The 26,642-nt window shown below is 63.6% G+C and carries 24 protein-coding genes; 10 read left to right on the top strand and 14 right to left on the bottom strand.

Features of this window, described 5'->3' with window-relative positions; all coding sequences use genetic code 11:
- Positions 1–12: 12 nt before the first annotated feature.
- From QCE58_RS16005 to QCE58_RS15980, 6 genes are all read right to left on the bottom strand, one after another.
- Positions 13–1,077, bottom strand: a complete 1,065-nt coding sequence (locus QCE58_RS16005; RefSeq protein ID WP_008346962.1) for a tartrate dehydrogenase — start codon at positions 1,075–1,077, stop codon at positions 13–15.
- A 95-nt stretch (positions 1,078–1,172) separates the two neighbouring features.
- On the bottom strand, positions 1,173–1,670 hold the full coding sequence (locus tag QCE58_RS16000; protein ID WP_008346961.1) for an Lrp/AsnC family transcriptional regulator: 498 nt from the start codon (positions 1,668–1,670) through the stop codon (positions 1,173–1,175).
- A 43-nt stretch (positions 1,671–1,713) separates the two neighbouring features.
- On the bottom strand, positions 1,714–3,123 hold the full coding sequence (locus QCE58_RS15995) for an aspartate aminotransferase family protein (protein ID WP_175981466.1): 1,410 nt from the start codon (positions 3,121–3,123) through the stop codon (positions 1,714–1,716).
- Positions 3,124–3,295: 172 nt separating this feature from the next.
- Positions 3,296–4,222, bottom strand: coding sequence for a glyoxylate/hydroxypyruvate reductase A (locus QCE58_RS15990; protein WP_250437461.1), 927 nt, complete (start codon positions 4,220–4,222; stop codon positions 3,296–3,298).
- A gap of 6 nt (positions 4,223–4,228) precedes the next feature.
- A complete protein-coding gene (locus QCE58_RS15985) occupies positions 4,229–5,101 on the bottom strand; it encodes a GNAT family N-acetyltransferase (protein ID WP_250458250.1) in 873 nt (290 codons plus the stop codon).
- 74 nt (positions 5,102–5,175) lie between these two features.
- Positions 5,176–6,375 carry a YbfB/YjiJ family MFS transporter gene (locus QCE58_RS15980; RefSeq protein WP_250479268.1) on the bottom strand — a complete coding sequence of 400 codons (1,200 nt, stop codon included), beginning with the start codon at positions 6,373–6,375 and terminating at the stop codon, positions 5,176–5,178.
- A 97-nt stretch (positions 6,376–6,472) separates the two neighbouring features.
- On the opposite strand from QCE58_RS15980, the gene QCE58_RS15975 reads away from it, so the two are divergent.
- Entirely contained in the window at positions 6,473–7,363 is an 891-nt protein-coding gene (locus QCE58_RS15975; protein ID WP_250458247.1) for a LysR family transcriptional regulator, read from the top strand.
- A gap of 46 nt (positions 7,364–7,409) precedes the next feature.
- Here QCE58_RS15975 and QCE58_RS15970 read toward each other — a convergent pair whose 3' ends face one another.
- Together QCE58_RS15970 and QCE58_RS15965 are read right to left on the bottom strand one after the other, a co-directional pair.
- Positions 7,410–8,393, bottom strand: coding sequence for a phytanoyl-CoA dioxygenase family protein (locus QCE58_RS15970; RefSeq protein ID WP_250522334.1), 984 nt, complete (start codon positions 8,391–8,393; stop codon positions 7,410–7,412).
- 156 nt (positions 8,394–8,549) lie between these two features.
- A complete protein-coding gene (locus tag QCE58_RS15965; protein WP_250522333.1) occupies positions 8,550–9,173 on the bottom strand; it encodes a TetR/AcrR family transcriptional regulator in 624 nt (207 codons plus the stop codon).
- A 122-nt stretch (positions 9,174–9,295) separates the two neighbouring features.
- Here QCE58_RS15965 and QCE58_RS15960 point away from each other — a divergent pair, with 122 nt between their 5' ends.
- Complete coding sequence (locus QCE58_RS15960; protein ID WP_250522332.1) at positions 9,296–11,332, top strand: NADH:flavin oxidoreductase; 2,037 nt, start codon at positions 9,296–9,298, stop codon at positions 11,330–11,332.
- A gap of 6 nt (positions 11,333–11,338) precedes the next feature.
- Here QCE58_RS15960 and QCE58_RS15955 read toward each other — a convergent pair whose 3' ends face one another.
- The gene (locus tag QCE58_RS15955; RefSeq protein ID WP_008346946.1) at positions 11,339–11,932 is read right to left on the bottom strand and encodes a YSC84-related protein; all 594 of its coding nucleotides are present in this window, start codon (positions 11,930–11,932) and stop codon (positions 11,339–11,341) included.
- 125 nt (positions 11,933–12,057) lie between these two features.
- Between QCE58_RS15955 and QCE58_RS15950 the strand changes: the two genes are divergently transcribed.
- The gene (locus tag QCE58_RS15950) at positions 12,058–12,516 is read left to right on the top strand and encodes a septal ring lytic transglycosylase RlpA family protein (protein WP_250522331.1); all 459 of its coding nucleotides are present in this window, start codon (positions 12,058–12,060) and stop codon (positions 12,514–12,516) included.
- Positions 12,517–12,530: 14 nt separating this feature from the next.
- On the opposite strand, the gene QCE58_RS15945 is transcribed toward QCE58_RS15950, so the two are convergent.
- Positions 12,531–13,418 carry a PTS sugar transporter subunit IIA gene (locus QCE58_RS15945; protein ID WP_250522330.1) on the bottom strand — a complete coding sequence of 296 codons (888 nt, stop codon included), beginning with the start codon at positions 13,416–13,418 and terminating at the stop codon, positions 12,531–12,533.
- Positions 13,419–14,024: 606 nt separating this feature from the next.
- Between QCE58_RS15945 and QCE58_RS15940 the strand changes: the two genes are divergently transcribed.
- Both QCE58_RS15940 and QCE58_RS15935 read left to right on the top strand, forming a co-directional pair.
- Positions 14,025–15,572, top strand: coding sequence for a methyl-accepting chemotaxis protein (locus tag QCE58_RS15940; protein ID WP_250522329.1), 1,548 nt, complete (start codon positions 14,025–14,027; stop codon positions 15,570–15,572).
- Between the two features lie 55 nt (positions 15,573–15,627).
- The gene (locus QCE58_RS15935; RefSeq protein ID WP_175981487.1) at positions 15,628–16,134 is read left to right on the top strand and encodes an NUDIX domain-containing protein; all 507 of its coding nucleotides are present in this window, start codon (positions 15,628–15,630) and stop codon (positions 16,132–16,134) included.
- On the opposite strand, the gene QCE58_RS15930 is transcribed toward QCE58_RS15935, so the two are convergent.
- On the bottom strand, positions 16,125–16,571 hold the full coding sequence (locus QCE58_RS15930; protein ID WP_008346936.1) for a type II 3-dehydroquinate dehydratase: 447 nt from the start codon (positions 16,569–16,571) through the stop codon (positions 16,125–16,127). The two genes, QCE58_RS15935 and QCE58_RS15930, sit on opposite strands and share 10 nt — an antisense overlap.
- A 4-nt stretch (positions 16,572–16,575) precedes the next feature.
- Positions 16,576–17,859 carry an MFS transporter gene (locus QCE58_RS15925; RefSeq protein ID WP_008346933.1) on the bottom strand — a complete coding sequence of 428 codons (1,284 nt, stop codon included), beginning with the start codon at positions 17,857–17,859 and terminating at the stop codon, positions 16,576–16,578.
- A gap of 188 nt (positions 17,860–18,047) precedes the next feature.
- On the opposite strand from QCE58_RS15925, the gene QCE58_RS15920 reads away from it, so the two are divergent.
- Positions 18,048–18,833 carry an IclR family transcriptional regulator gene (locus tag QCE58_RS15920; protein ID WP_250437389.1) on the top strand — a complete coding sequence of 262 codons (786 nt, stop codon included), beginning with the start codon at positions 18,048–18,050 and terminating at the stop codon, positions 18,831–18,833.
- A gap of 132 nt (positions 18,834–18,965) precedes the next feature.
- Here QCE58_RS15920 and QCE58_RS15915 read toward each other — a convergent pair whose 3' ends face one another.
- Both QCE58_RS15915 and otnK read right to left on the bottom strand, forming a co-directional pair.
- Positions 18,966–19,601, bottom strand: a complete 636-nt coding sequence (locus QCE58_RS15915; protein ID WP_008346930.1) for an aldolase — start codon at positions 19,599–19,601, stop codon at positions 18,966–18,968.
- Complete coding sequence (gene otnK, locus QCE58_RS15910) at positions 19,601–20,902, bottom strand: 3-oxo-tetronate kinase (RefSeq protein WP_175981494.1); 1,302 nt, start codon at positions 20,900–20,902, stop codon at positions 19,601–19,603. Before otnK ends, QCE58_RS15915 begins: the two co-directional genes overlap by 1 nt.
- Before the next feature lie 186 nt (positions 20,903–21,088).
- On the opposite strand from otnK, the gene QCE58_RS15905 reads away from it, so the two are divergent.
- The 4 genes from QCE58_RS15905 (at position 21,089) to QCE58_RS15890 (ending at position 26,592) form a co-directional block, all read left to right on the top strand.
- Positions 21,089–22,468: a homoserine dehydrogenase gene (locus QCE58_RS15905; protein WP_250522328.1), complete on the top strand. Its 1,380-nt coding sequence runs from the start codon at positions 21,089–21,091 to the stop codon at positions 22,466–22,468.
- Positions 22,469–22,527: 59 nt separating this feature from the next.
- A complete protein-coding gene (locus QCE58_RS15900) occupies positions 22,528–23,877 on the top strand; it encodes a gluconate:H+ symporter (RefSeq protein WP_175981496.1) in 1,350 nt (449 codons plus the stop codon).
- A 54-nt stretch (positions 23,878–23,931) separates the two neighbouring features.
- On the top strand, positions 23,932–24,741 hold the full coding sequence (locus QCE58_RS15895; RefSeq protein WP_008346923.1) for a DeoR/GlpR family DNA-binding transcription regulator: 810 nt from the start codon (positions 23,932–23,934) through the stop codon (positions 24,739–24,741).
- Positions 24,742–25,011: 270 nt separating this feature from the next.
- The gene (locus QCE58_RS15890) at positions 25,012–26,592 is read left to right on the top strand and encodes an isocitrate lyase (RefSeq protein ID WP_008346921.1); all 1,581 of its coding nucleotides are present in this window, start codon (positions 25,012–25,014) and stop codon (positions 26,590–26,592) included.
- Positions 26,593–26,642 lie beyond the last annotated feature (50 nt).

The following is a 26,642-nucleotide window of genomic DNA, read 5'->3' as shown; positions in this document are numbered from 1 at the left end:
TCTCCAGAAAAGTCAGGCGAGCATTTGCGCAATGGCCGCGCCGACTTCCGTCGTCTTCGCCTTGCCGCCGAGATCGCCCGTATGCGGACCTTCCTTCAATACCGCCGTGATCGCGGCAAGCATCGCATCGTGTGCTTCGCGTTCGCCGAGGAAGTCGAGCATCATCGCCGCCGACCAGATCATCGCGACGGGATTCGCGATGCCCTTGCCCGCGATATCCGGCGCGGAGCCATGCACCGGCTCGAACAACGACGGGAAGTTGCGCTCCGGATTCATGTTGGCCGAAGGCGCGATGCCGATCGTGCCCGTGCAGGCCGGACCGAGATCGGAAAGAATGTCGCCGAAGAGATTGGTGGCGACGACCACATCGAAGCGATCCGGGCTCAGTACGAAGCGCGCGCACAGAATGTCGATGTGCTGCTTGTCCCACTTGATCTCGGGATACTGCGCGGCGATTTCGGCGGCGCGCGTATCCCACCACGGCATGCTGATCGAAATGCCGTTGCTTTTAGTTGCGACGGTAACTTTCTTCTCGCGCTTTTGCGCAAGATCGAATGCGAACTTCAACACGCGCTCCGCGCCCTTGCGCGTGAAGATCGACGTCTGCGATACGAACTCGCGTTCGGTGCCTTCGAACATCGTGCCGCCGACCGATGAATACTCGCCTTCGGTGTTCTCGCGCACGATCATGAAGTCGATATCGCCCGCCTTGCGATTCGCGAGCGGCGAGGGCACGCCATCGAAAAGACGAGCGGGGCGCAGATTGATGTATTGATCGAACTCGCGCCGGAATTTGAGCAGCGAGCCCCACAGCGAGATATGGTCGGGAACGGTATCGGGCCAGCCGACCGCGCCGAACAGGATCGCATCGGCATCTTGCAACTGCGCCTTCCAGTCGTCCGGCATCATCTGGCCGTGCTGCGCGTAGTAATCGCAACTTGCCCATTCGATATGCCGGTACTCCAGTTCGATACCGAAGCGCTTGCTCACCGCGTCGAGCGCGCGCACTGCTTCGGGCATCACTTCCTTGCCGATGCCGTCGCCCGGAATCACGGCAATACGATATTTGCTGGACATGTGCTACTCCGCGTGAAAATGATCGACGATAAAAAGCACGCACGTGCATAAAGCGCGTGCGTCCGTTGAATGCATGAGAATGAGAGGCGCGCGCCTCAGTGATGGTTCTGCGAGAAGAGCGTTTCGAGCGGGTAATGCGTCTTCACGAACGACGTCTTGATGATGACGTAGCTGAAGTACTTCTCGATGCCGATGCCGCGCTCCAGCAGCCCTTCGATAATACTTTGATAGTGACTCACGCTGCGCGTGACGAACTTGAGCAAATAGTCGTAACCGCCGCTCGCGAGATGACATTCGACGATCTCGTCGACATCCTTCACGGCATTCACGAAGTTGATGAAGTCTTCGCGGCGATGATCGGCGAGCGTGACTTCGGTGAAGACCACCTGCACGTCGCCGAGCTTTTCGAGCTGAATCTGCGCGCCATAACCGACGATATAACCCGCCTTTTCCAGCCGTTTCACGCGAATCAGGCAAGGGCTGGGCGAGAGGCCGACCGCATCGGCGAGTTCCACGTTCGTGATGCGCCCGCGCTTCTGCAATTGCGAGAGGATACGCAGATCGATTCGGTCCAGCTTGCTGTCGGTGCTCATCGCGGCGGGTTCGGTCTCGCATGTCGGCGGTCGGTCGATGTTATCACGCAGCCGCGCGCGAACTAAAGCCCGATGCGCCTTTCAATGCATCGCGCACGTCGCTTTGCGCGAGTACATCGTCGAGTGTCTTCGTGAGGCGCTCGAACAGCATGTCGAAGTTCGCTTCGGTATAACAAAGCGCGGGCGCGAAGCCGAGAATGTTATCGCCGAATGCGCGGAACACGAGGCCGTTTGCATAAGCTGCGGCGGCAATGCGGTCGGGCAGCTTGAGCGATGCATCGAAGCCGCGCTTGCTGTTTTTATCGGCGACGAGTTCGAGCGCGCCGAGCAAGCCGCGATGCCGCGAATCGCCGACGAGCGGATGATCGAGCAACGCATCGAGCCCTTGCGCGAAACGCGGCGCCAGCGACTGCGCATTCGCGAGCAGGCCGCCTTCGTGATACAGCCGCATCACTTCGAGGCCGATCGCTGCGCTCACCGGATGCGCCGAATACGTATGTCCATGACCGATGACCGCCGACACATCTCCGCCATCCGCGATGCCCTGGTAGACCGCATCGGACATGAGGACCGCGCCCATCGGCGCATAACCCGCGGTGAGTCCCTTCGCGACCGTCATCAGATCGGGCTCGACGCCTTCGCCTTCGCACGCGAAGAGCGGGCCAGTGCGGCCGAAGCCCGTGATGACTTCATCCGCGACGAAGAGGATATCGAGCTTGCGGCACGCTTCGCGCATCGCCTTCAGCCAGCCTTTGGGCGGCACGATCACGCCGCCCGAGCCTTGAATCGGCTCGCAGAAGAATGCGGCGACGTTGTCCGCGCCGAGTTCCGCGACCTTGGCTTCGAGCGCTTGCACCGAAGCGGCGATGAGCGCGGCGTCATCGGCGTAATCGTTGCGGTACGCGTACGGCGAAGGAATGTGATGCTGCGTCGGCAGCGGCAAATCGAAGTTGCGATGGAACGCAGGCAACGCGGTCATGCCCGCGCCGATCGACGACGATCCGTGATAGCCGCGTTGCAGCGCGATGAAATGCTTCTTCGACGGACGGCCCGTCGCGTTGTAGTAGTGCGTGATGAAGCGCAGCGCGGAATCGACGGCATCGGAGCCGCCGAGCGTGAAGTACACATGTTGCAGCGAAGCAGGCGCGAGCTCGACGAGCTTCGCGGCGAGTTCGATGGCAGGCTCCGAGCCGAAATGAAAATAGCCCGTGGCGTAGGGCAGTTTCGCCATCTGCTTCGCGGCGGCCTCGACGATGCTCGCGTGTCCATAACCCGTGTTCACGCACCACAGGCCGGAGAACGCATCGAGCAGTTCGCGGCCTTCGATGTCGCGCAGGAACACGCCATCGGCGGAATCGAGCACGGTGACGCCGCGCGCTTCATGCGCGCGATAACTGACGACTGGATGAATCAGATGCTTACGGTCGGACTCGACAAGCGACTTGATCGACATGATGCGGCTCTCTCTTCGCGAAGGGGGCGGAATGGCTCTTGACCGTTTCATACTATCGGCAGAGCCGCATCGCGTGCATCGCCAAAAAAATCGCCAAAAAGCGAATCCGCAGCGTTTTGCGGGGGGCGCGCAGCATTTTCTGCTGCGGCCTTCGCGGTCTTTGCCCGACGATTCAATAGCCGCGCGTGCGGTCGATTTCGCCGATCATGCGCTCGCCCGCGCGATGACGGCGCAAGTTCTCCAACACCATTTCGACGGCGGTTTCGGGCCGCGTGGCGCTCGCGATATGCGGCGTGAGACGCACACGCGGATGCGTCCAGAAAGGATGCTCGCGCGGCAAGGGCTCGGGATCGGTGACGTCGAGAATCGCGGCGTTCAGATGCCCGCTATCGAGCGCATCGAGCAGATCCTGCTGGATCACATGCGGACCGCGCCCGACATTGATGAACGATGCGCCCTTCGGCAAGGTCTCGAACACGCGTTTGCCGATAAGCCCGCGCGTCGCATCCGTGAGCGGCAGCAGGCACACGAGGATATCGGTGCGCGCGAGAAACGCATCGAGCGATGCCGCGCCCGCATGACATTCGACGCCTTCGATCTCATGCGGCGAACGGCTCCAGCCCGCGCAATCGAAGCCGAACGCACGCAGCGTGTTCAGCACGGCGGTGCCGAGCATGCCGAGACCGAGCACGCCGACGCGCCGCGTCGAAGCCGCGCGCACCGGCATCTCGCGCCACACGCGCTCGCGTTGCTGCGCGGCGTAATCGAAAAGATCGCGATGAATCGTGAGCACGGCTTGCGTCACATACTCGACCATGCCTTCGACGATGCCCGGCTCCGTCATCCGCACGACCGCGACATGCGGCGGCACGCCGGACAGGTCGAACTGATCGATGCCCGCGCCGACCGAGAAGATCACGTCGAGATTGGGGAATGTCTGCATGACATCCGCGGGCGGCTGCCACGCGGCGAGATAGCGCACGGCATTGGCATCGCCGATATCGGGCCATACGCGAAACGGCACGTCGGGCGCTTTCAGCGCGAAGTGCGTGGCCCATTGCTTGCCGCGTTCGGGATCGGCTTTATAGAGGATCGTCATCGGCGTTCAACCCAGCGCCTGGTTGATGATCGCAAACTGCGCTACCGATGCGTCACGCGGCGGCGTGCCATTGCGCGCCATCTTGATGACGGTATCGACGCGTTTCATGCCGATGCTTTCGAGCCACGCCGACAAGCCGCTTTCATCGGGCGTGTCGATGCGCGTGAACTTGCCTTCGTCACGCGCGAGCCAATGGGCGATGAGCGCTTGCGCGCGGCGCGCGTGCTGCGCGTCGGCGGTGACGGAAACCACCGGACCGATTGCATGGCCGCGCCCGAATTCGCGGATCAGCGCGAAGCCCAGCACTTCGCCGTCGCGTTCGAGCACGATGCCGTCGGCAACTTTCAGCAACGCAGGCAGGAGCGTGCTTCGATCGAGTCCGCTTGCGCGCGATGCAAGCGCGACGAGTGCATCCGTATCGCGCGGATCGATCGCACGCAGGCGCTCGCCTTGCGCGAGATCGATGCGCGGCACGGCGAAATCGGCGGATTGATGCTGATGAATCGCACCGATGCGCGCGAACCCGAGCTTCGCGTAAAGCGGCTCGCCTGCGGGCGTCGCGTGCAGCACGGTGATGCGCTTGCCGAGCGCTTCGAGCAGCAGTTCCATCAGCTTGCGGCCGATGCCTTTGCCCTGGCAGTCCGGCGCGACGATCACCATGCCGAGCGATCCGCCATCGTCGCCGTACTTCCAGCACAGCGCGGTGCCGACGACACGCTCGCCTTCCTGCGCGATGAAGCCCGCGCCGGCGTCGAGCACGAAGCGCCAGTCGTCGGCGCGATGCGGCCATTTGACTTCGACCGAAAGCGCGTGAGCGGCGGCGATGTCATCGGCGGTGAAAGGGCGATACAGCAGAGTGGATGTTTCGGCAGCGGACACGGCATGCTCCACGTCAGAGGATGCCCGCCACTGTGACACGCGGCCCTCGCGCGCGGATAGGACGATCCTGTTGCTTACGCGGCGCTTGCCTTGTTGCGCATTCCGAGCCACGTCAATCCGGCCGCGCCGAATCCGAGCGCCGCGACCGCGATCCACAACGCGATGGAAAACGATCCGGTGTGCGCGGCGATCGGTGCGGCGACGAGCGGTCCCGCGATCTGACCGAGCCCGTATGAGGCGGTCGCGTATCCCATCAATCCGGCTGCGGCTTCGCCGCGCAGACGGCGCGCTTCGCGCATCGCGAACAGGGTGATGGCGGTGAACGGCAAGCCCAGCAGCAAACTGCCGATGCCGAAGCCGAGCGCGCTCGGAAACACGATGCCGAGCAAGATGCCGAGCGCCTGAATCAGATAGCACGCAGCGCAAAGCAGCCGGTTGTCCCACGACAGCGGCAGCCGCGCGGCGACCAGCGCGCCGGCGATCAGCGCCAGTCCGAAGGCAGGCCAGAACAGATCGGGCCACGGCGAGCCCGGCAAGGCCTGTCGCGCGATGACGGGCAGAAACGTCGCGGTGATGATGTAGCCGAACCCCGCGAGACCGTAAAGGCCGACGAGCCCGATCGAATCGACGCGCGCCGATGCGTTCGCCACGCTTTTGGCGGCATGCGCCGGGCTGCGCGCGACCGGCGCCCGATGCGCGAACGCCTGCCACACGAACACGCCCGCCACCGCCGAGCAGAGCGCGAATCCGATCCATACCGATGGCGCGGGCACGCCGAGCGCCGCGGCGGCCGCGCCGAGCAAACCGGTCGCGACGATGCCCACGCCCGGCCCCGCGTAGATGACGCCCGCGAGACCGTGCGCATCGAGTTCCGCGAGCCGGCGCAATCCCCATTGCGACGCGAACACGAAGGCCCACGCGCTGACGACGCCCGCCGCGAAACGTATCGCGGCCCACATCCAGAAGAGATGGATGACGCCCATCGCGAGCGTCAGCGCGATGGTCCACGCGAGCGCGAGACGCACCATGCGCGCGTGATCGATGCGGATCGCCGCGCACGACAACGCGCCGATCAGATAGCCGGCGTAATTGGCCGATGCGAGCCAGCCGCCGTGCCGGATATCGAGCGCGCCGCTGTTGAGCATCAGCGGGAGGAGCGGCGTGAAGGCGAACCGGCCGACGCCGAGCGCCACCGCCAGCACGACGGCGCACGCGAGCGCGGCGTTTCGGGCGTGATGCGCGGGCAGCGGCGAAGCGTGAGCGTGCGAGGCCATGAGTCGGTCGGCGAAGAAGGGATAAACCCCATCGTAGCTTGACCGGTCCATCTTGAAAAATGAATAATCGAGATGCGATCAATCTTCGGAAAAGATCATGGATTTGTCTGCATTGAACATTTTCAGGGCCGTCGTGCGCGAAAACGGCGTGACGCGCGCGGCCGCGAAGCTCAATCGCGTGCAGTCGAACGTGACGACGCGCATCCGTCAACTGGAGGAGACGCTCGGCACCGATCTCTTCATCCGCGATGGCCGCCGTCTCGTGCTGACGCCCGCCGGCGAAACCCTGCTGCCGTATGCCGAACGTCTGCTCGCGCTCGCGGAGGAGGCGCGTCATGCGGTCAGCGAGGATCGTCCGCAGGGGCGGCTGCGGCTCGGGACGATGGAGAGCACCGCCGCGAGCCGTCTGCCGCGCGTGCTGGCCGCGTATCACCAGCGCTGGCCGCAGGTCACGCTCGAACTGACGACGGGCGTGACGCGCGCGCTCATCGACAGCGTGCGTGCGTTCGAAGTCGACGCGGCGGTGATGGCGCGGCCGATCGAGCCCGACACGCTGCCCGCCGAGCAATTCGAGTCCGTGCCAGTGTTCGAGGAGGAACTGACGCTCGTCACGCCGCGCGGGCAGCATCCGTCGACGATGGCGCAGGCGAGCGCCGGCCTCACGCTCATCGCGTTCGAGCGTGGCTGCGCGTATCGCTCATACGCGACGCGCTGGTACGAGCAGCAGGGCATCCGTCCCGCGCGGGTGCTGGAACTGGGTTCGTATCACGCGATCGTCGCGTGCGTGGCGGCCGGTGCGGGCGTCGCGGTGGCGCCGCGCTCGGTGCTCGAACTCGCGCGTCTGGATGACGAAGTGGATCTGCATCCGATGGGCGAATTCGGTCGCATCGACACCTTGCTCGTCTGGCGCAAAGGGCATTTTTCGGCCGCGCTCAACGCGATGCGCGAGCTTCTGGCGGAACGTCCCGATGACGCAAAGGCGGCGTGACGATGTCGTCCGGCATCAGTTAGCTATCGAATGACGCGGGCGAAGCTCATTTCACGAGCGCCTTGATGGCCAGTTTCTTTGCCATCTGGAATGTCCTGGGAAAGGTCGTTTCGATGCCCAGCACGACGCGGCTCGATAACCGCTCCATGTCCTTCGGGCAATTGAACGCCATGCCGTTGAACTCGCGCAGATTCAGCGGCTTGATCTTCGACTGGAACTGCAGGAAGCGGTGAGAAACCGGAATGAAATGCGACGTCAGAGAGCTGCGCGAAAATTGCGGACGCGTCGTGCGCAGACTGCCGTGAATCGTTTTCGAATTCCATAGAAGCACGTCGCCCTTCTGCAGGAATGGCGCGCGAAATTCGAGCCGTTGTTCGGAGAGGATCTTCTTGACCAGCTCCTTGTACTGGCCGTGATTGAACGCGACGTCGAAGTTTTTTCCGTTCTTCACCATGTCGATGCGATGACTTTGCGGCACGACGAAGAAACGCCCGGCTCCCGCGTCGATATCTTCGAGCGCGTACCAGCATCCGACCATCGTGCCGATCAGTTCGCTATCGAGGTAATACGTGTCCTGATGCGGCCACGTCTCCGCGTTGCCTTCGAAATACATGCTCTGCACGAGCTTGCCTTCTTCCGAAAAAATCTCGCGTGTAATGGCTTTGACAGGCGTGCTCGCGAACGCCTTCACCGCGAGATTCTTGAGCGGCGCGAACGCTACGTCGCCGAGCGACTGAAGGTTGAGCAGCGGATTCATCACGAAGCCGTATTCGTTGATCCGGTTTTTTTCCGGATTCGCAGTGGCCTGCCGGTAGATGTATCCGGGGTACTGCTTGACCGTTTTATCGAATGCATTGCGGATCGAATCGCACGCGGCCCCGTCCACGACGCGGCGCACGACCACATAGCCGTTTTCCTCGTAGTATTGCTTTGCGCCAGCGAGGTCGGTCAGGTCGAACGTGGCCGAATTTTCTTCGACCGTTTCCGGAATTTCTATCTCGGTTCCAATCGGACTGAGGATTTTGTACATGATGGCCCCAAAGGCGGAATAGACCGGCTGCACGCGGACTCAATGTTCCGCACAAGCCTATGCCGGGCGATCGGACTCACGTCGCACCTGACCGATTCCGCCAAGGGATTGGCCTCAAGCGGCAATAAGCGGCAATAAGCTGCAATAAGCGGCCGCTCACTCGAACTCGAAGTTACGCCGCGAGTAGAAGCGCTGAAGCTCGTGTTGCTGCGGCCGCACGCCGGTGAAAACTTCGACGTATTCCGGAATGCGCGACATGCGCACCGCCATGTCTTCGTGGAGCTTCATCGACACATAGCCGGCCTGCGTGTAATACGCGACGCGCGCGCGGACGTCGGCGGCGCGCGGTTCATAGTCGAAGCGCACGAACAGCGCCGTCAATGCCGCGATGCGTTGCGCATCGTCCTGCGCCATCTGCTCCGCGATCTCCTGCGATTGCTGCGACCAACTGCGCATCGCGGCTTCGAAGCGCGAGTCGAAGAGCGAATTGTCGAACCAGCAGTCGAAGACGTTGAGCATCGCTTCGCACACGCTGTCCGCGTATGCCTCGGTTCGTTCGATCCAGTGGCCGGTGTTCTTCTGCTTCCATCGGCCGAGCAACGCGGCAAGCAGTTCCTCGCGGTCCTTGAAGAACCAGTAAAAACTCGTGCGCGAAAGATTCAGCTTTTTTGCGAGCGGAAGTATGCGGACCGCATCCACGCCTCCTTCGAGAAGCCCTTCGTACGCCGCGTCCAGCCACATGTCGGCGGAGCCGCGCACCGCGTCGAGGGTCTGATCCATTTCGTTTTTTCCTGTATGCGTTCCGCTGTACACCATTGTCTCTCTACTTGACACATGTGTACAGAGCTTCTACGCTTGATTCACAACCGGCGTTCGTTCCCACTTGCTTCGAAGAGGCGCTCATGTCCACGGATCCGCTGCTGCAGCCCTATACGCTGAAACATCTCACGTTTCGAAACCGGATCATGACGACCTCGCATGAACCGGCTTACGCCGACGACGGGATGCCGAAGGAGCGTTATCGGGCGTATCACGTCGAAAGGGCGAAAGCGGGAATCGCGTTGACGATGACAGCCGGCTCCGCAGCGGTTTCGAAGGACAGTCCGCCGGTCTTCAACAACATCCTCGCGTACAAGGACGAAGTGGTGCCGTGGATGAAGGATCTCGTCGACGAATGTCACGAGCACGGCGCGAAGGTGATGATCCAGCTGACGCATCTGGGCCGGCGCACGCGCTGGGACACGGGCGACTGGCTGCCCGCGGTGTCGCCTTCGCATTGCCGCGAGCCTGCGCACAGGACCTTCCCGAAGAAGCTGGAAGACTGGGACATCGAACGCATCGTGCGCGATTTCGCGGATGCGGCCGAGCGCATGAAAGCAGCCGGGCTCGACGGGATGGAGATCGAATCGTATGGTCATTTGATGGACCAGTTCTGGTCGCCTCTGACGAATACGCTCGAAGGTCCATATGGCGGTTCGCTCGATAACCGCATGCGCTTCACGTTCGATGTGTTGCGCGCGATTCGCGAGCGCGTCGGGGAGCGCTTTCTCGTCGGCCTTCGCTATACGGCCGATGAAATGCTCGCGGGCGGCATCACGAAGGAAGAGGGCATCGAGATTTCGATGCGCCTCAAGAACAGCGGTCTCGTCGATTTTCTCAACGTCATTCGCGGGCATCTGGAAACGGATGCCGCCCTGACCGACGTGATCCCGATCATGGGCATGAAGAGCGCGCCGCATCTGGAGTTCGCGGGCGAGATCAGGCGGGCGACGGACTTTCCGACGTTTCATGCCGGGCGCATTCAGGACGTCGCCACGGCGCGCTATGCGATCGAAGCCGGCAAGCTCGACATGGTCGGCATGACGCGCGCGCACATGACCGATCCGCATATCGTGCGCAAGATCATCGAGCGCAGGGAGGACGACATCCGTCCGTGCGTGGGCGCGAACTATTGTCTCGATCGCATCTATCAGGGCGGCATGGCGCTGTGCATCCACAATGCCGCGACGGGCCGCGAACTCGAGATGCCGCACACCATCGCGCCGGCCGCGACGAAGCGCAGGATCGTCATCGTCGGCGCGGGGCCGGCGGGACTCGAAGCGGCGCGCGTCGCGGGCGAGCGCGGGCATGACGTCGTCGTGCTCGAAGCGATGAACGATCCCGGCGGCCAGATTCGTCTCACCGCGCAGAACGTCCGCCGCAAGGAGATGATGGGCATCATCGACTGGCGCATGGCGCAGTGCGAAAAGCTCGGCGTGCGGTTCAAGTTCAATACGTGGGCGGATAAGGAAACGGTGCTCGCGGCGCAACCCGATGTAGTGATCGTCGCGACCGGCGGCATGCCGCACACGGAGGTTTGCAGCGAAGGCAACGAGCATGTGGTCTCGTCGTGGGACATCATTTCCGGCGACGTGAAGCCCGGCGCGAACGTGCTCATCTTCGACGATGCCGGCGATCACGCCGCGCTTCAGGCTGCCGAAACGATCGCGCAGGCGGGCGGCAAGGTGGAAGTGATGACGCCCGACCGCTCGTTCTCGCCCGAAGTCATGAGCATGAATCTCGTGCCCTACATGCGCTCGCTGCAAAAGCTCGCGACCACCTTCACGGTGACGTTCCGGCTGGAATCGGTGCGTCGCGAGGGCGGTGAACTGGTGGCGACCATCGGCAGCGATTACGGCGGCGTGACGAAGGAGCAGCGTCACGATCAGATCGTCGTCAATCACGGCACGATTCCGATGGACGAGCTTTACTTCGAGCTCAAGCCGCTATCGAAGAACCGCGGCGCGGTGAATTACGACGAACTCATCGACGGCAGGCCGCAGAGCGGAGAGACGCATCCCGAAGGACAGTTCCAGCTTTTCAGAATCGGCGATGCGGTATCGGCGCGCAACACGCACGCCGCGATCTATGACGCACTTCGTCTGGTGAAGGATCTGTGAGCGCGGTTACGGACTCAGCCGGCTGACCTTCGTGCCTTCGAGCGACACGCCGGCCATGAGACCGGCATTCGTCAGCACGAAGACCTCGACGGGATTGGTGGCCGTGGTCGTATCGAGCTGGCCGTTCGCGCCGAGCCTGGCGACCGCGACGGTCGCATCGGTGCCGGCCGCCCAGCCGTCGCGCCGACGGAATTGCGCGAGCGCATCGTCGGTCAGGAACACATAGATGATCGCTTTCGATTGCGCGCCAATCTGCAAGCCGAACGAGCCGCCCGCCGTGCTGTAGTAGCCGTCGGTGCGGCCATCGATACGCAATGCGCCTTCGCCATATTGCGCGCCGAACCAGAAGCCCGCCGCGATCACGCGAGGAAAAACGAGCACGCCGCGCGCTTTGCTCACGAGTTCGCGCGAGCCGTTCACGGAAACATATAACCGTTGCAGCGTCGCATCGACGGCGGCGTCGATGGCGCGATCGCGATCGGCCGTGCCGGCTGCGGTTTCGCCGGACGACGGACCCGTGGTCGTGCATCCGGCAATGCACAGCGCCGCCGCCGCCATGCCGCCGGTGAGCAAAAGACGCCTCTTGTTCTTCTGATTCATACGGTTCCTCTCATCGACAGTATCGTGGGCTCTCGCACTATACAAGCGTATTGCGCAGAGGGAAACGGTCCAAAGTCTGCTACGCCGATGCAAAGTCGGGACATCGGATTCGAGAGGATAAGAACATGAAGCGGCTTGGGGCATTCGTATGCGTGTTGATGTCGACGTGTTTGAGCAGCGCTTATGCGGCGCACGAGACGGCATCGCCGAATCATCATCGTCATCACGCCAAGGCGAAGTCCGCGCATGCAAGCGGGATCGATCGCTCAGGCAAGCCGCGCAAGGGCGAGGCTTCGTACTACGGCCGCAAGTTCTACAAGAAAAAAATGGCCGATGGCACACACATGGATCCGCAGTCCAACGCGGCCGCGAGCAAGACCCTTCCGCTCGGCACCAAGGCGCGCGTCACGAATCTCGAGAACGGCAACAGCGATGTCGTCGAGATCAAGGACCGCGGTCCTTATGCGAAGAACCGGATCGTCGATGTATCGCCGAAGACGGCGGACAAGCTCGGGATCAAAAAGGATGGCACCGCACCCGTCGAAGTGAAGCCGATCGAAGTTCCGCAGGCGGAAGAAAAGTAGGATGGCGAAATAAATTACGTCGCGCTTCGCGCGGGTCCGCTGAAGGGGAAATCCGCGAAAAGCCTGCATACCGCAGTCGCATTGCGGCAGAAATGAAGTTGCTCGCGGAACCGATGATCGCAAAAGTGCTCCGCGACTTCACCGAGCAAATGCAGATGCGTCATGCTCACGCGCTCGGGAACGAAGAGGGCGATCACATCCGTTACGGGCTTTCCATCGGGCGCGGCGTAGGGAATCGGCGCTGCGGGGCGGATATATAGCGCCATCGCCTGATTCACTTCTTCGAGTTGTCCGTGCGGGACGGCAACGCCTTCGCCAAGCGCGGTCGAACCGAGCGCCTCGCGGGCCGCGAGGCATGACGTGACTTGATCCGCCGCGAATCCATATCGATGGTCGACGAAGCGCCCGATCGTGCTGAAAAGCGCGTCCCGATTCGCGATATCCGCGCCGAGCAATATGTGCTCCGGCGTCAGCAGGCCGGATAGCGAAGTCGGTTCGTCGCGCGGCTTGACGATGTGCGCCGCCGAATCACCGCCGATCGAAACGCTGCGTTCCATGAGGTTGCGCCAGGCATCGGAAGGCGTGTCCGGAACTTCGAGCAAGCCGCTTACTTCTGCCGATGGCGCGACGTCGGACAGACGATCGATCGCGCCGTGGAGGGCCGTTCGCGGCAGGATCAGCGTGAGCCGGACGCGATCGCGTTCGTGCAGTGGCGTGACGCGTATCGTCCACGGTTTGCCCACGCAGTCGCGCACGAGCGAGCGGCGCAGCGGCGTGGCATGTTTTGCGTCGATGGTTACGTGAACCATCACATGACGGCTCTCGCCGAATGGCGCGACGCGGCCCGGCGCGGTTCTCGCGAAGCCCAATCGCGCGATGAAGGCTGACAGCGCGCTGACCATGTCGACTCCTTTACGGACGCGTGGCGAAGCAAGCACTTCAGCATAAACCCGCGCACATGAAGACGACGTAAAAATGCTCAGGCGTGTGGAGAGCGAGACTCGTATGAAGCGCTCACGGCGCTTTGCATCGTGATCAGAGGGACGGAAGGGACAAATCGCGCACGTCGGAAGAGCAAAACGCGACGCGCGCGCCGATCAGTGCATGCAGGTTATGTTGCAGGCAGCGTAGAAGGTACGCGGAAGACTGATCTTCGCGTCCGAGTTGCCTTTGCTTTGCGAGGCGCGTCTGCTGCCGGGCGATCATCCCCTTGCAGTCTTGAATATGGCGGTCGATTACCGTCAATTCTTTGCTCAATCTGTCACCGATACGAGAAAAAGCCCGCCGTGAGAGAGGGCGGGCCATGCGTTGCGAGCGCGCTGAGGCGGGGGCCAAAGCGCCATTTCAGAATAGCCGGGTTCGTCGATGGAATGGCCGTCCGTAACTGATCCCAAACGGGCGGCTCATGGCGTTTTTCGGGCTCGCCGCCCTCCAGTTCCGGCCGGGGTTGCCGATAAACCAGCGATCCGCGTCCCAAAGCGCTCGCAGCGTCTATCCACACTTTCCCGATGAAACTCAGTCTCAAGATTCCCCTCGCATTCGCCGCCGCGCTCGTTTTGATGTTCGCCGGCGCCCTCTATGGCATTTTCGCGCTCAACGGCTCCATCGACGCGTACCGCACCGAAGTCGCGGCCAACGTCGCCAGCGAGCGCATGGTTTCGGAGATGCTCGTCACGTTCAAGCTGCAGGTGCAGGAGTGGAAGGACACGCTCCTGCGCGGCAAGGATCCGCAGAAGCTGGAGAAGTACTGGAGCGCTTTCGAAACCCGCGAGCGCACCGTCAACAAGCTCGCGGACGAACTCAAGCGCACGCTGCCCGCAGGAGAAGGCCGCGATCTGATCGAGCGATTCGCGTCCGCGCACCTCGCGATGGGCACGGGATACCGGCGCGGCTTCGAAGCGTTCAAGTCGGCGGGATTCGAGGCATCTGCCGGGGATAGCGCAGTTGCAGGCGTCGACCGTGAACCGGCCGAGCTGCTCGAACAGGCCGCGAGGAAAATCGCCGCCGACAGCGCCCGCGTCTCCGCGCAAGCCGACGCCGATTCGCGGCAGGCATCGTTCGCCAGCATCGCGTTGATGCTCGTCGTGCTGGCGCTCGCGCTCATCGGCGGATACGTGTTCAGCCGCAGCGTGTCGCGTCCGCTCAATCGTGCGCTGGGCTGCGCGCAGGCTGTTGCAACGGGCGATCTGTCGCTCGAGTTCGATGCGCGCGGCAAGGACGAAATCGCGGAACTGCTCGTCGCGCTCAAGCACATGCAGACGAGTCTCGCGAAGGTGGTCGGGCAGGTGCGTCATAACGCGGAAGGCGTCGCGACCGCGAGCGCGCAGATCGCATCGGGCAATCTCGATCTGTCCTCGCGTACCGAGGAACAGGCCGCATCGCTGCAGGAAACCGCGGCCAGCATGGAAGAAATCACGGCGACCGTGCGGCAGAACGCGGAGCACGCGGCCGCTGCGTCGTCGCTCGCGCAAACCGCATGGCAAACCGCTGCGTCCGGTGGCGACACGATGGAGCAGGTCATCGAGACCATGCAAGGCATCTCCGAAAGCTCGGGCAAGGTGAGCGAGATCATCGCCGTCATCGATGCCATCGCGTTCCAGACCAACATCCTCGCGTTGAACGCGGCCGTGGAAGCAGCGCGCGCCGGCGAGGAAGGGCGCGGCTTTGCGGTCGTCGCGGCCGAAGTCCGCTCGCTCGCGCAACGCAGCGCGTCGGCGGCGAAGGAGATCAAGGTGCTGATCGAACAGTCGACGGGCCGCGTCGAAACCGGCGCGGCGCTGGTGCGCGATGCGGGCGCGATCATCGCCGATATCGTCGGTTCGGTGCAACGCGTGACGGGCGTCGTCGGCGAGATTTCGGCGGCGTCGGAAGAGCAGCGCAGCGGCATCGAGCAAGTCAATCTGGCCGTGACGCAAATGGACGAAGTCACGCAGCAGAATGCCGCGCTGGTCGAGCAGGCGTCCGCGGCCGCGCACGCGCTGGCGGAACAGTCCGCGTCGCTGCGTGACGCGGTGGCGGTGTTCAGATTGCGCGGTGACGCGGTTCAGGCTGCATGAGCACGCGCGATAAACTGTGCCGCATGAACGCAACGAAACGGAAGACTCTCTGACGATGCAACGAAAGGAGCGAGCCCCCACGCGCAATCACGACCAGGCGCGGCCGGCCACGCTGATCGACTCTGTCTGGCGCGTGATGCTTCGCGTCGCGTTCCGGCTCGCGCGCGCGTGGTGGAGCCTTCGACAGCCTGAGCACGAAGGCGCGCTCGTGGCGATCTACGTCGGATCGATGCTCCTCCTGGTGAAGCCGTCGTATCGGCTCGAATGGAACTTGCCCGGCGGAAGTATCGACCCGGGCGAGACGCCTCATGCCGCGGCGCTGCGCGAACTCGAAGAAGAGATCGGCCTCACGTCGCATCCGCTACGCCCTGCGGGCAGCGCGTGCGGCATATGGGACGGGCGGCGCGACACCGTGCATTTCTTCGAGCTGCATCTCGATGCGATGCCCGAATTGCGGCTCGATAATCGCGAGATCATCGCCGTGCATTGGGCGTCGCCGGAAGAATTGCGCGGCCTTGCGTTGACGGACGCAGCGGCCGCGTATTGCGAGACTCAGCTTTGATCGCCCCAGAGGTCGTCGACCGCGCGGATCGCGAGCAAGTAGCCGTTCGCGCCGGCTCCGCAGATGACCGCGGTGGCGGCCACCGAGATCGTCGAATGGCGATACTCCTCTGAGCGCCGATGAATGTTCGTGATGTGCACTTCCACCACCGGCCGGCGAATCAGCTTGACCGCGTCGAGCACCGGAATCCGCCCGAACGAAAAACCTGCCGGGTTGATGATCAGCGCGGCGTCCTGCAAGAACGCCTCCTGAATCCAGTCGATCAGTTGACTTTCGCTGTTGGTCTGACGGAATACGCAGTCGAACTTGAGCGTCTCGCCGAGCGCGAGACAGTTCTGTTCGATGTCCTTTAGCGTCGTATGCCCGTAGATGTGCGGCTCCCGTGCGCCGAGCATATTCAGATTGGAGCCGTTGAGAATGTAGAGTTTGCGAGCCATGGTGTCAGTGGGTAGCGCTGCGTTCGAGGGACGTGTCTTTGGTTTCCCGCGACGTCGCGATCATGAGGAAGGAAAGCAGGTTCAGCGAGCCGCAGACAGCGACGATGGCCCACGGTGAACCGTGAAAGGCATTGAGCAGCGCGACCGCGACGATCGGCATCGGTCCGCCGGTGAGCAGATTGGCGCCGGAGTAGGACAGCGCGGAGCCCGTGTAGCGCGCTTCGGTCGGAAACGATTCTGCGAACCACACCGGCTGAATGCCGCTCTGGAACTGTGTGAAGCCGAGGAAGGCGCCCATCACGGCCATCGTCATGGCGATGGAGTGCTGATTGAGGATCGGAAAGTAGATCAGGCAGCAGATCAGCGTGCAGAAGGAGCCGATCATCAGCGCGCGCTTGCGCCCGATCCGGTCGCTCAGATAGCCGCCCGCCAGAGCGCCCACGATGGCGCAGACATTGGCGACCATCAGCAGCATGAAGCCGGTCTGTTTGGGCACGCCGAGGTTCTTCGTCAGATAGCTGAGCGAGAACACCACGATCAGATAGAACAGCGCAGCCGGGCCGCAGAAGAACAGCGTGAGGCGCAGCGCGGTGCGCCAGTGGAACTTGAATACGACGCCGAGGGGATTCGCGGCGCGCGCGCCTTCGCCTTTCTTCCTGAGCGCCTCGAATGCCGGCGTCTCGCTGACCTTCATGCGGATATAGATGCCGAGCAGCACGAGCACGAAACTCGCGAGGAACGGGATTCTCCATCCGAACGATTCGAAGTCATCGGCCGACAGCAAGGCGGACAACGTGAAGAGCGCGAGATTGGCGAGTATCTGGCTGAGCGGCGAGCAAATGCCGAGCAGGCCCGAATACAGCCCGCGCTTCGAAGCGGATGCGTGTTCGACGGCCATCAATTGCGCGCCCGTCGATTCCCCGCCGAGCGCGAAACCCTGAACGATGCGCAACGAGACCAGCAACGTGGGCGCGAGGATGCCGACTTGCTGATAAGTGGGCAGCAGTCCCATCAGGAACGACGACGCGCCCATCACCGAGACCGTTATCAGCATGAGGTTGCGGCGTCCCCAGCGATCGCCGAGCATGCCGCAGATCACCGCGCCGAGGGGCCGCGCGGCAAGCCCGGCCCAGAAGCTCGCGAGCGATGCGAGCAGTGAGGCGGTCGGGTCGAGGGACGGGAAGAACAGCTTGGGAAAGATCGTGGCCGCGACCACGCCGTACAACGCGAAGTCGAACCATTCCAGCGCCGTACCGACGGTGGCGCCCGCCACGGCGCGACGCGCCATCAAGTGAGCCTGTGCGGATCGTTCGCTCGCGGCAATGTTTGGGTCAGCGATGACTGACATGACGTCTCCTGAGTTTTCGGTATCTTCAAACGTTCGTTTCTGGTGACGAACAGATGCTATTGTTTGCGCTGCCAAAGCGAGGCGTTCCGCACCGGAACTGCGTTTCATATCACGAAAGTAGCCAAACGATGTCGCTGAAAAACGGTCTGCGTGTCCTCGACTTTCTCGCGTCGCAAGGCGAAGGCGCGGGCCTTTTGGCCATCGCCGATGCGCTCGGCTTGCCGCGCAGCACATGCCACCGCGTGCTCGTCGAGCTCGTCGAAGGCGGCTATGTCAGGCAGATGGCCGATCAGGGCCGCTACATCCTGACCATGCGGATGACATCGAACGGGCTGGAATTCCTGAGTCTCACGGGCATCGCGGATATCGCCCAGCCGATCATCGAACGCGTCGCCGCGCGGACCGGCGAACTGGCGCGTCTGTCGCTGGTGGACGGTGAAGCGATCATCTGGGTAGGGAAGGCGGACGGGCAACGCACCGGCTTTCGCTACGATCCCGACATGGGCCAGGCAGCGCAGCTTTCGTGCACATCGACCGGACACGCATGGCTCATGACGATGTCCGATGAACGCGCGGCCGCGCTCGTGCTGAAGCAGGGCTTCGGGCAGCCGAACGAGTTCGGACCCAATGCGCCGACGACGCTCAAGGCGCTACTCGGTTTCCTGCACGCGGCGCGCGTGCGTGGCTACGCGATGATCGACGAGGTGTTTGCGCCGCGCATGTCGGCGGTGGCCGTGCCTGTGGTCAGCGGCTCGCGCTGCGTCGGCGTGATCAGCCTCGCCGGTCCGCGCGTGCGGCTGACCGCCGAGAAGATTCACGAGTATTCGGTCCTGCTGCTCGAAGCTTCCAATGAGCTGGCCCAGTTGAGCAATCTCGCGGGATTTCCGAGCCGGCCGCCGCTCGGCAAGGGATGAGCGTTCGGCCCTTTCGGTCGCGCCCGGCAGCGACTCGCGCGGCATCGGGATCGGCCTGGTGCACAAGTTCTGATCGCGACGGCGTTCTGTCGACGATCGAACGCACATCTCACCGATTCGCTTGCTGCGCCGCTACCAGCGCACGCCAAAAGCCGCGCACAAGTCAGCGATGGCGGACTGATCCAGCGGAGCGGGACGCGGCGTCGTCATGAGCCACAGACGCGCGGTTTCTTCGAGTTCCTCGAGCGCATACGAAGCGTGCGAGACGCTGCGTTCCCACACTACCGGCCCGAGCCGTTCGAGCAATACGGCCCGCACGGACGACGCACGCCGCGCGATTTCCGCGGCCACCTGCGGGTCGCCCGGACGCCGGTATCGCACGAGCGGCACATGCCCGACCTTCATCACGTAGTACGGCGTGATGGGCGGCAGCACGTCTTCATCGCTCCATACGCCCGCGAGCGTCAGCGCGACGAGCGAAGTGGAATGCGTATGCACGATGCCGCGCGTATCGGCGTTGTTTTCGTAGATTCGGCGATGCAGTTCCAGCGTCTTCGATGGCCGCGCGCCCGACACATGCCGGCCTTGCGCATCGACCTTCGCGATGTCCGCCGGATCGAGCCGCCCGAGACAGGCGTCGGTCGGCGTGATGAGCCAGCCATCGTCGCAGCGCGCGCTGATATTGCCCGCGCTGCCCACGGTATAGCCGCGCGCATAGAGGCTCGCGCCGACCGCGCAGATTTCCTCGCGCAATTTCGCGTCGGTCATCACGAACGTTCTCCTTCGGCATAGCGCAGGGCCTTCGCGAAGAAATCGCGTGCGCCGAAGTTGCCCGACTTGAGCGCGAGCACGAGCGGCGTCTCGCCGAGCGCGACCGTGACGGGCACGCCCGGATCGATCGGCGGTCCGATCTGCAGCATGTCGACGCCGAGCGCCTGCACCACCGCGCCCGAGGTCTCGCCGCCCGCCACCACGAACTTGCGCACGCCGCGCGCCTTCGCCTCGCGGGCGATGGCGGCGAGCGCATCCTCGACGAGCTTGCCCGCCGCCGCGACGCCCAGCTCGCGTTGCACTTCGCTCACTTCGTCGGGCGCGGCGGTCGCATAGACCAGCACCGGCTGCATCGCGTGCGTATCGATGAAAGCGAGCGCTGCCTCGACGACGGCTTCGCCACGCGCGAGCGCACGCGGATCGATGCGGTACGCGGGGCGCGTCTCGAGCCATTCCGCGACCTGCGCGTTGGTTGCCTTCGACGCGCTGCCTGCCAGAACGAGCGCCGGGCCGCTGACGGCCGGAAGATCGGCGGCCTTGTCGTTCGGCTCGATCAGTCCCGCGCGGCGGAAATTTTCCGGCAATCCGATGGCGACGCCCGAGCCGCCCGTGACGAGCGGCAACTCCGCGCACGCTTCGCCGAGCGTGCGCAGGTCGGCATCGGTGAGCGCATCGGCGATGGCGAGGCGCACGCCGTCGGCGCGCAGCTTCGCGATCGCGTCGCGCACGGCATCGGCGCCCGCCGCGACCGTCGCGCTCGCGATCAGGCCGACTGTCGACTTCGACTGACGCTGCAGCACGCGCACGAGGTTGGGATCGCGCATCGGCGTGAGCGGATGGTTCTCCATGCCGGATTCGTTGAGCAGCGCGTCGCCGACGAACAGATGTCCGCGATACACGGTGCGCCCGTTCTCCGGAAACGCCGGGCAGGCGATCGCGAAGTCGCCTTTGCCGCCGTCGGCGAGCGCATCGAGCAGCGCCTCGGCAACCGGTCCGATGTTGCCCGCATCGGTCGAATCGAAGGTCGAGCAGTACTTGAAGAAAAACCGACGGCAGCCCTGGCCGCGCAGCCAGTCGAGCGCGGCGAGCGACTGCGCGATGGCGTCGTCCGCAGCGATGGTGCGCGATTTGAGCGCGACGACGAGCGCGTCGACATCGTCGAGCACGGCGGATGCTGGCACGCCGATGGTCTGGATCGTACGCATGCCGCCGCGCACCAGCGTGCTGGCGAGGTCGGTGGCGCCGGTGAAATCGTCGGCGATGCATCCCAGAACGGGACGGCGATGGCTTGTTTGCATGGTGTTCCCTCCGGCGGCCGATTGTACGGCGCAGTGAACATTCCGTGTTAATCGATGTTAAAAAAATTGACTGTAATGATAAAGAGCGTTAACGTCTGCTCCATTGGGCGCGGGCTGTGTCCGCGACCTGTCACCCCGTTCGCCGGCTAACGTGCGTCGGCAACGCTTTTTTGCGCGGATCCCAAGATGAACTTCGAACTTCTGTTTTCCCCGGCTTCGTCGGCGCACGCGGGCCAGCCGGTGCGTTACGCGCTGACCGGCGCGAAGGGCGGTTTCGCCCGCACGCTGCTCGCGCAGACGCGGCTGATGGCGCGCCTCTTTCCGGCGGTCCTGTGCGATCTCGACGTCGCCGGGTTGCGCGCGATGTGCATCGAGCTGGGTTTCGATGAAGCCGCGCTCGTCGAATGCGCCGATGCCGCGAGCGTCGCCGCGCTCGACGCCGGCAAGATCGCGCTCGTCGCCGACGTCGCGCTGATCGCCTCGGCGCAGTACGACATCCTCGTCGAAGCGACCGGCAATCCCTCGGTGGGCTATCGCGTGGCGGTCGCGGCGCTCATCGCAAAGCGCCACGTCGCGATGGTCAGCAAGGAAGTCGATTCGGTCGCGGGCGTGTCGCTCGCGCGGCTCGCCCAGCGCCAGGGCGTCGTCTACACGACGGCGGACGGCGATCAGCCGTCGAACCTGATCGGCTGGGTGACGTGGGCGCGCGTGCTGGGGCTCGATGTCGTCGCGGCGGGCAAGTCGAGCGAATACGACCTCGTGTTCGACGATGCGACCGGCAAGGTCACACAGCTCGATCAGACGTTCGAAGCGCCGGAACTCGCCGGCCTCATGTCGCTCGGCGACGACATTCCCGCGACGCTCGCCGCGCGCCGCGAAGCGCTGCGCGGCCGCAAGACATCGGCGACGGCGGATTACTGCGAGATGAGCGTCGTCGCGACGAACACGAACCTCGTGTCCGACGTCGAACTGCTGCATTACCCGGTCGCGCGCACGACCGAACTTGCCGACATCTACGCGCTGCGCGAAGACGGCGGCGTGCTGTCGCGCTCGGGCGTCATCGACGTGTTCAACATGCTGCGCCGTCCCGACGAGGCGAGCTTCGCGGGCGGCGTGTTCGTCGTCGTGCGTACCTTCGATGCGCCGACGTGGGAACTGCTCGCGCAAAAGGGCCACGTCGTGAGCCGCAACGGCCGCTACGCGTGCCTGTATCTGCCGTATCACTTCATGGGCGTCGAGACGCCGATCACGCTGCTGGACTCGGTGCTGCACGGGCGTCCGTCGGGCGCGGCGAAGCCGGCGCAATGCGTCGTGCTGGCGGGCCGCGCGAACGTGGATATCGCCGCGGGCACGGTGCTGCACATGGGCGGCCATCATCACGACGTGACCGGCGTGCAGGCCGTGCTGCTCGATCGCAGGAACGCCCCCGCCGATGTCGCGCCGCTGTATCTCGCGGCTCACACGACGCTCGCACGCGATGTGAAGGCGGGCGAACTCATCACGATCGCCGATCTGTACAACCCCGACGAAGCGCTGTTGAGCGCATGGACGACGGGCTGCGCCTGAGCGCCGCACGTTCCGATAACGACGAAATCATTCGAACACTGAATCAGGAAGGGGACACCATGCGGGGAGAATTCGGGACGATCACGATGGCCGTGATCGCGATTGTCGTGCTGATCGTTTTGATCGCACGATACAGGCTGAGTCCGTTCATCGCGCTGACGCTGGTCGCGCTCGGACTCGGGCTCGCGGCGGGCGTGACGCCGGAGCACGCGATCGACAGCTTCACGAAGGGCTTCGGCGGCGCGCTGGCGCGCACCGGGCCGGTCGTGGGTCTGGGCGCGGTGCTGGGCGGCATCATGATCGGCACGGGCGGCGCGGACCGCATCGCGAATGCGTTCGTCGGCAAGCGGCCGTTGTGGCTCGCGCCGTGGACGGTCTGCGCGGCGGCGCTCTTGATCGGCATGCCGCATCTGTTCGACGTGAGCTTCATCATGCTCGCGCCGCTCGTCTATACGATCGCGCGGCGCACCGGCAGCCATCTGCTGTATATCGGCTTGCCGCTCGCAGCCGGCCTTTACGTGTCGCACGGTCTGCTGCCGCCGCATCCGGCGCCGACGCTCGCCGTGACCGCGTATCACGCCAACACCGGCCTCACGCTGCTTTACGGTCTCATCATCGCGATTCCGGCGGCGGTGATTACCGGTCCGCTCTTCACCGCGTTCGCGCGACGCAGCTTCGGCCCGGCGCCCGATCTTTCGAAGGGCCCCGGCGGCACGCGCACCGATGCGGAGAACGCCACCGACGTGTCGCTCGCGCTGTCCGTGCTGTGCCTGCTGATTCCGCCCGGACTGATGCTCGCGGGCACCGTCGGGATGGACTACAGCACGAAGGGCACCGGGCAATACGTGTTCTTCCAGTCGCTCAACGATCCGATCCTGTCGCTGCTTGCCGCGGTGATCTTCGCGTTCTTCGCGCTCGGCATCAAGGCGCGATTCCCGCTCGCGGACATGCAGAAGATGATCGGCAAGGGCATCGCGCCGCTCTCGGCGATCCTGCTGATTCTCGGCGCGGGCGGCGGCTTCAAGCAGATGCTGACATCGATCCATCTGGACACCATCATCGTCACGCACACGGCGAGCTGGGCCGTGAGCCCGCTCGTGCTGGCATGGGTGATCGCCGCGCTGCTGCGCGTGTGCGTCGGCTCGGCGACGGTCGCGACGGTGGCGGCTTCGGGCATCGTCGCGCCGCTGCTGGTGTCGCATCCGGGCGTCTCGCCGGAACTGATGGTGCTCGCGACCGCATCCGGCGCGGTGATGCTGTCGCATGTGAACGACTCCGGCTTCTGGCTTTTCAAGGAGTATTTCCAGCTGACGGTCTCGCAGACCCTGCGGACGTGGACGCTGATGCTGTGCGTGCAGTCGCTGGTCGGGCTCGCGGGGGTGCTGCTCATCAACATGTTCATCGGCTAAGATAAGCGACCCCCGGCGAGCCCGCGCGCCGGGGCGCTTAATGAAGGTTTTCTCATGTCGAGCCAGGCCAAACCCGATGCATCCGATGTCCCGCTGATTCCCGATCAGCGGCGCGAGGCCATGCTGCGCCAGTTGCGCCGGGACAAGGTGCTGTCGGTGCATCAGCTGATGGAATCGTTCAACTGTTCGCACATGACGGTGCGGCGCGATATCGCCGCACTCGAGGAAGCCGGATTCGTCTATACGGTGCCGGGCGGCGTGCGGATCGCGAGTCATCTGAACAGCGAGCCGAGCCATCAGTCGAAGGCGGTCGTCGAACAGCCGCAGAAGCAGGCCATCGCGCGCCGCGCCGCAGAAGGTCTGCGCTCCGGCATGTCGATCTATCTCGATGCCGGCACGACCATGCTGTCGTTCGTGCCGCATATCGTCGAGCTGTCGGACATGACGGTCGTGACCAACGACTTCCAGATCGTGCGCGAACTCGCCAGCGCGACGCATGTGAACGTCATACACATCGGCGGACAGCTCGATCACCGGAACCTGTCGAGCGTCGGCACGCTCGCGGCGGCGACGCTGCGTCAGGTCGTGCTCGACGTCGCGTTCATCTCTGCGAGTTCGTGGGACTTGCGCCGTGGCGTGACCACGCCTTCCGCGCCGAAAGTCGAAGTCAAGCTCGCTGCGATGGAAGCCGCCTCGCGCAACGTGCTCACGGTCGCGAGTTCGAAATACGGCACGGTCGGGCTATACAAGGTAGCGAGTCTCGAAAGCTTCGATCAGGTCATCACCGACGATGGCCTCGCCCCGGCTGCCGCAACGGGCATCCGTCAATCGGGAATCGATCTGGCGCTGGCCGCGGTCGAGTAATCCCGGCGGCTCGCCGCACGCATCCATTTTTCGAAAGCGCGTTTCACATCGCGGGACACGCGTCGCGCGTGCGGCGCTTCGACTTTTCGCGGCTTGAAAGCGTGTTTTGCATCGCAAAAACGGTCGGCTATCTCGTTGATATGAAAGGATAAATACTGTCTTGTGTCTTATATAAGACTTGGCTTGCCAGCGAAGAAACGGCGTTACCATGTAGTCATGCGGTTTCGCTTCGACTATTCATCTAACGCGCTTTGTTCTTAGGAGAGTCACATGGCCCAGTATCAAGACGACATCAAGGCAGTTGCCGGTTTGAAAGAGAATCACGGCAGCGCGTGGAGTGCCATCAATCCCGAATATGCCGCGCGCATGCGTGCGCAGAACAAGTTCAAGACGGGCCTCGACATCGCGAAGTACACGGCGAAAATCATGCGTGCCGACATGGCCGCCTACGACGCCGACCCGTCGAAGTACACGCAGTCGCTCGGTTGCTGGCACGGATTCATCGGCCAGCAGAAGATGATCTCCATCAAGAAGCACTTCAACAGCACCGAGCGCCGTTACCTTTATCTGTCCGGCTGGATGGTCGCCGCGCTGCGCTCCGAGTTCGGTCCGCTGCCGGATCAGTCGATGCACGAAAAAACCTCGGTCAGCGCGCTGATCCGCGAGTTGTACACGTTCCTGCGCCAGGCCGACGCGCGTGAGTTGGGCGGCCTGTTCCGTCAGCTCGATGCGGCCGAAGGCGCTGCCAAGGCCGCCATTCAGGAAAAGATCGACAACCACGTGACGCACGTCGTGCCGATCATCGCCGACATCGACGCGGGTTTCGGCAACGCGGAAGCGACGTACCTGCTTGCCAAGCAGTTCATCGAAGCGGGCGCGTGCTGCATCCAGATCGAAAATCAGGTGTCCGACGAGAAGCAGTGCGGTCACCAGGACGGGAAAGTCACCGTGCCGCACGAGGATTTCCTCGCCAAGATTCGCGCGATCCGTTACGCGTTCCTGGAACTCGGTGTCGACGACGGCATCATCGTGGCGCGTACCGATTCGCTCGGCGCGGGCCTCACCAAGCAGATTGCCGTGACGCGCACACCGGGCGACCTGGGCGATCAATACAATTCGTTCCTCGATTGCGAAGAACTGACGGCGGACGAACTGGGCAATGGCGACGTCATCATCAAGCGTGACGGCAAGCTGCTGCGTCCCAAGCGCCTGCCGAGCAACCTGTTCCAGTTCCGCGCCGGCTCGGGCGAGGCGCGCTGCGTGCTGGATTGCGTCACCGCGCTGCAGAACGGCGCCGACCTGCTGTGGATCGAAACCGAGAAACCGCATATCGCGCAGATCGGCGGCATGGTCAGCGAGATCCGCAAGGTCATTCCGAACGCCAAGCTGGTGTACAACAACAGCCCGTCGTTCAACTGGACGCTGAACTTCCGCCAGCAGGCGTACGACGCGATGAAGGCCGCGGGCAAGGATGTTTCGGCCTACGACCGCGCCCAGTTGATGAGCGTGGAATACGATCAGACCGAACTCGCGCAGCTCGCCGATGAAAAGATCCGCACCTTCCAGGCCGACGCGTCGCGCGAAGCGGGCATCTTCCATCATCTGATCACGCTGCCGACGTATCACACGGCCGCGCTGTCGACCGACAATCTCGCCAAGGAATACTTCGGCGACCAGGGCATGCTGGGTTATGTGGCGGGCGTGCAGCGCAAGGAAATCCGTCAGGGCATCGCGTGCGTGAAGCACCAGAACATGTCCGGCTCGGACATCGGCGACGATCACAAGGAGTATTTCAGCGGCGAAGCGGCTTTGAAGGCGGCGGGGAAAGACAACACGATGAACCAGTTCTGATCGCGCTCGTACTTCACGCGAAAGGACAAATGGCCCGATCGGCTTGCGCT

This window comes from Caballeronia sp. LZ028 (genome assembly GCF_031451415.1).
GTDB classification, from domain to species: Bacteria; Pseudomonadota; Gammaproteobacteria; order Burkholderiales; family Burkholderiaceae; genus Caballeronia; species Caballeronia zhejiangensis.
This window is presented reverse-complemented; position numbering and strand designations above follow the sequence as displayed.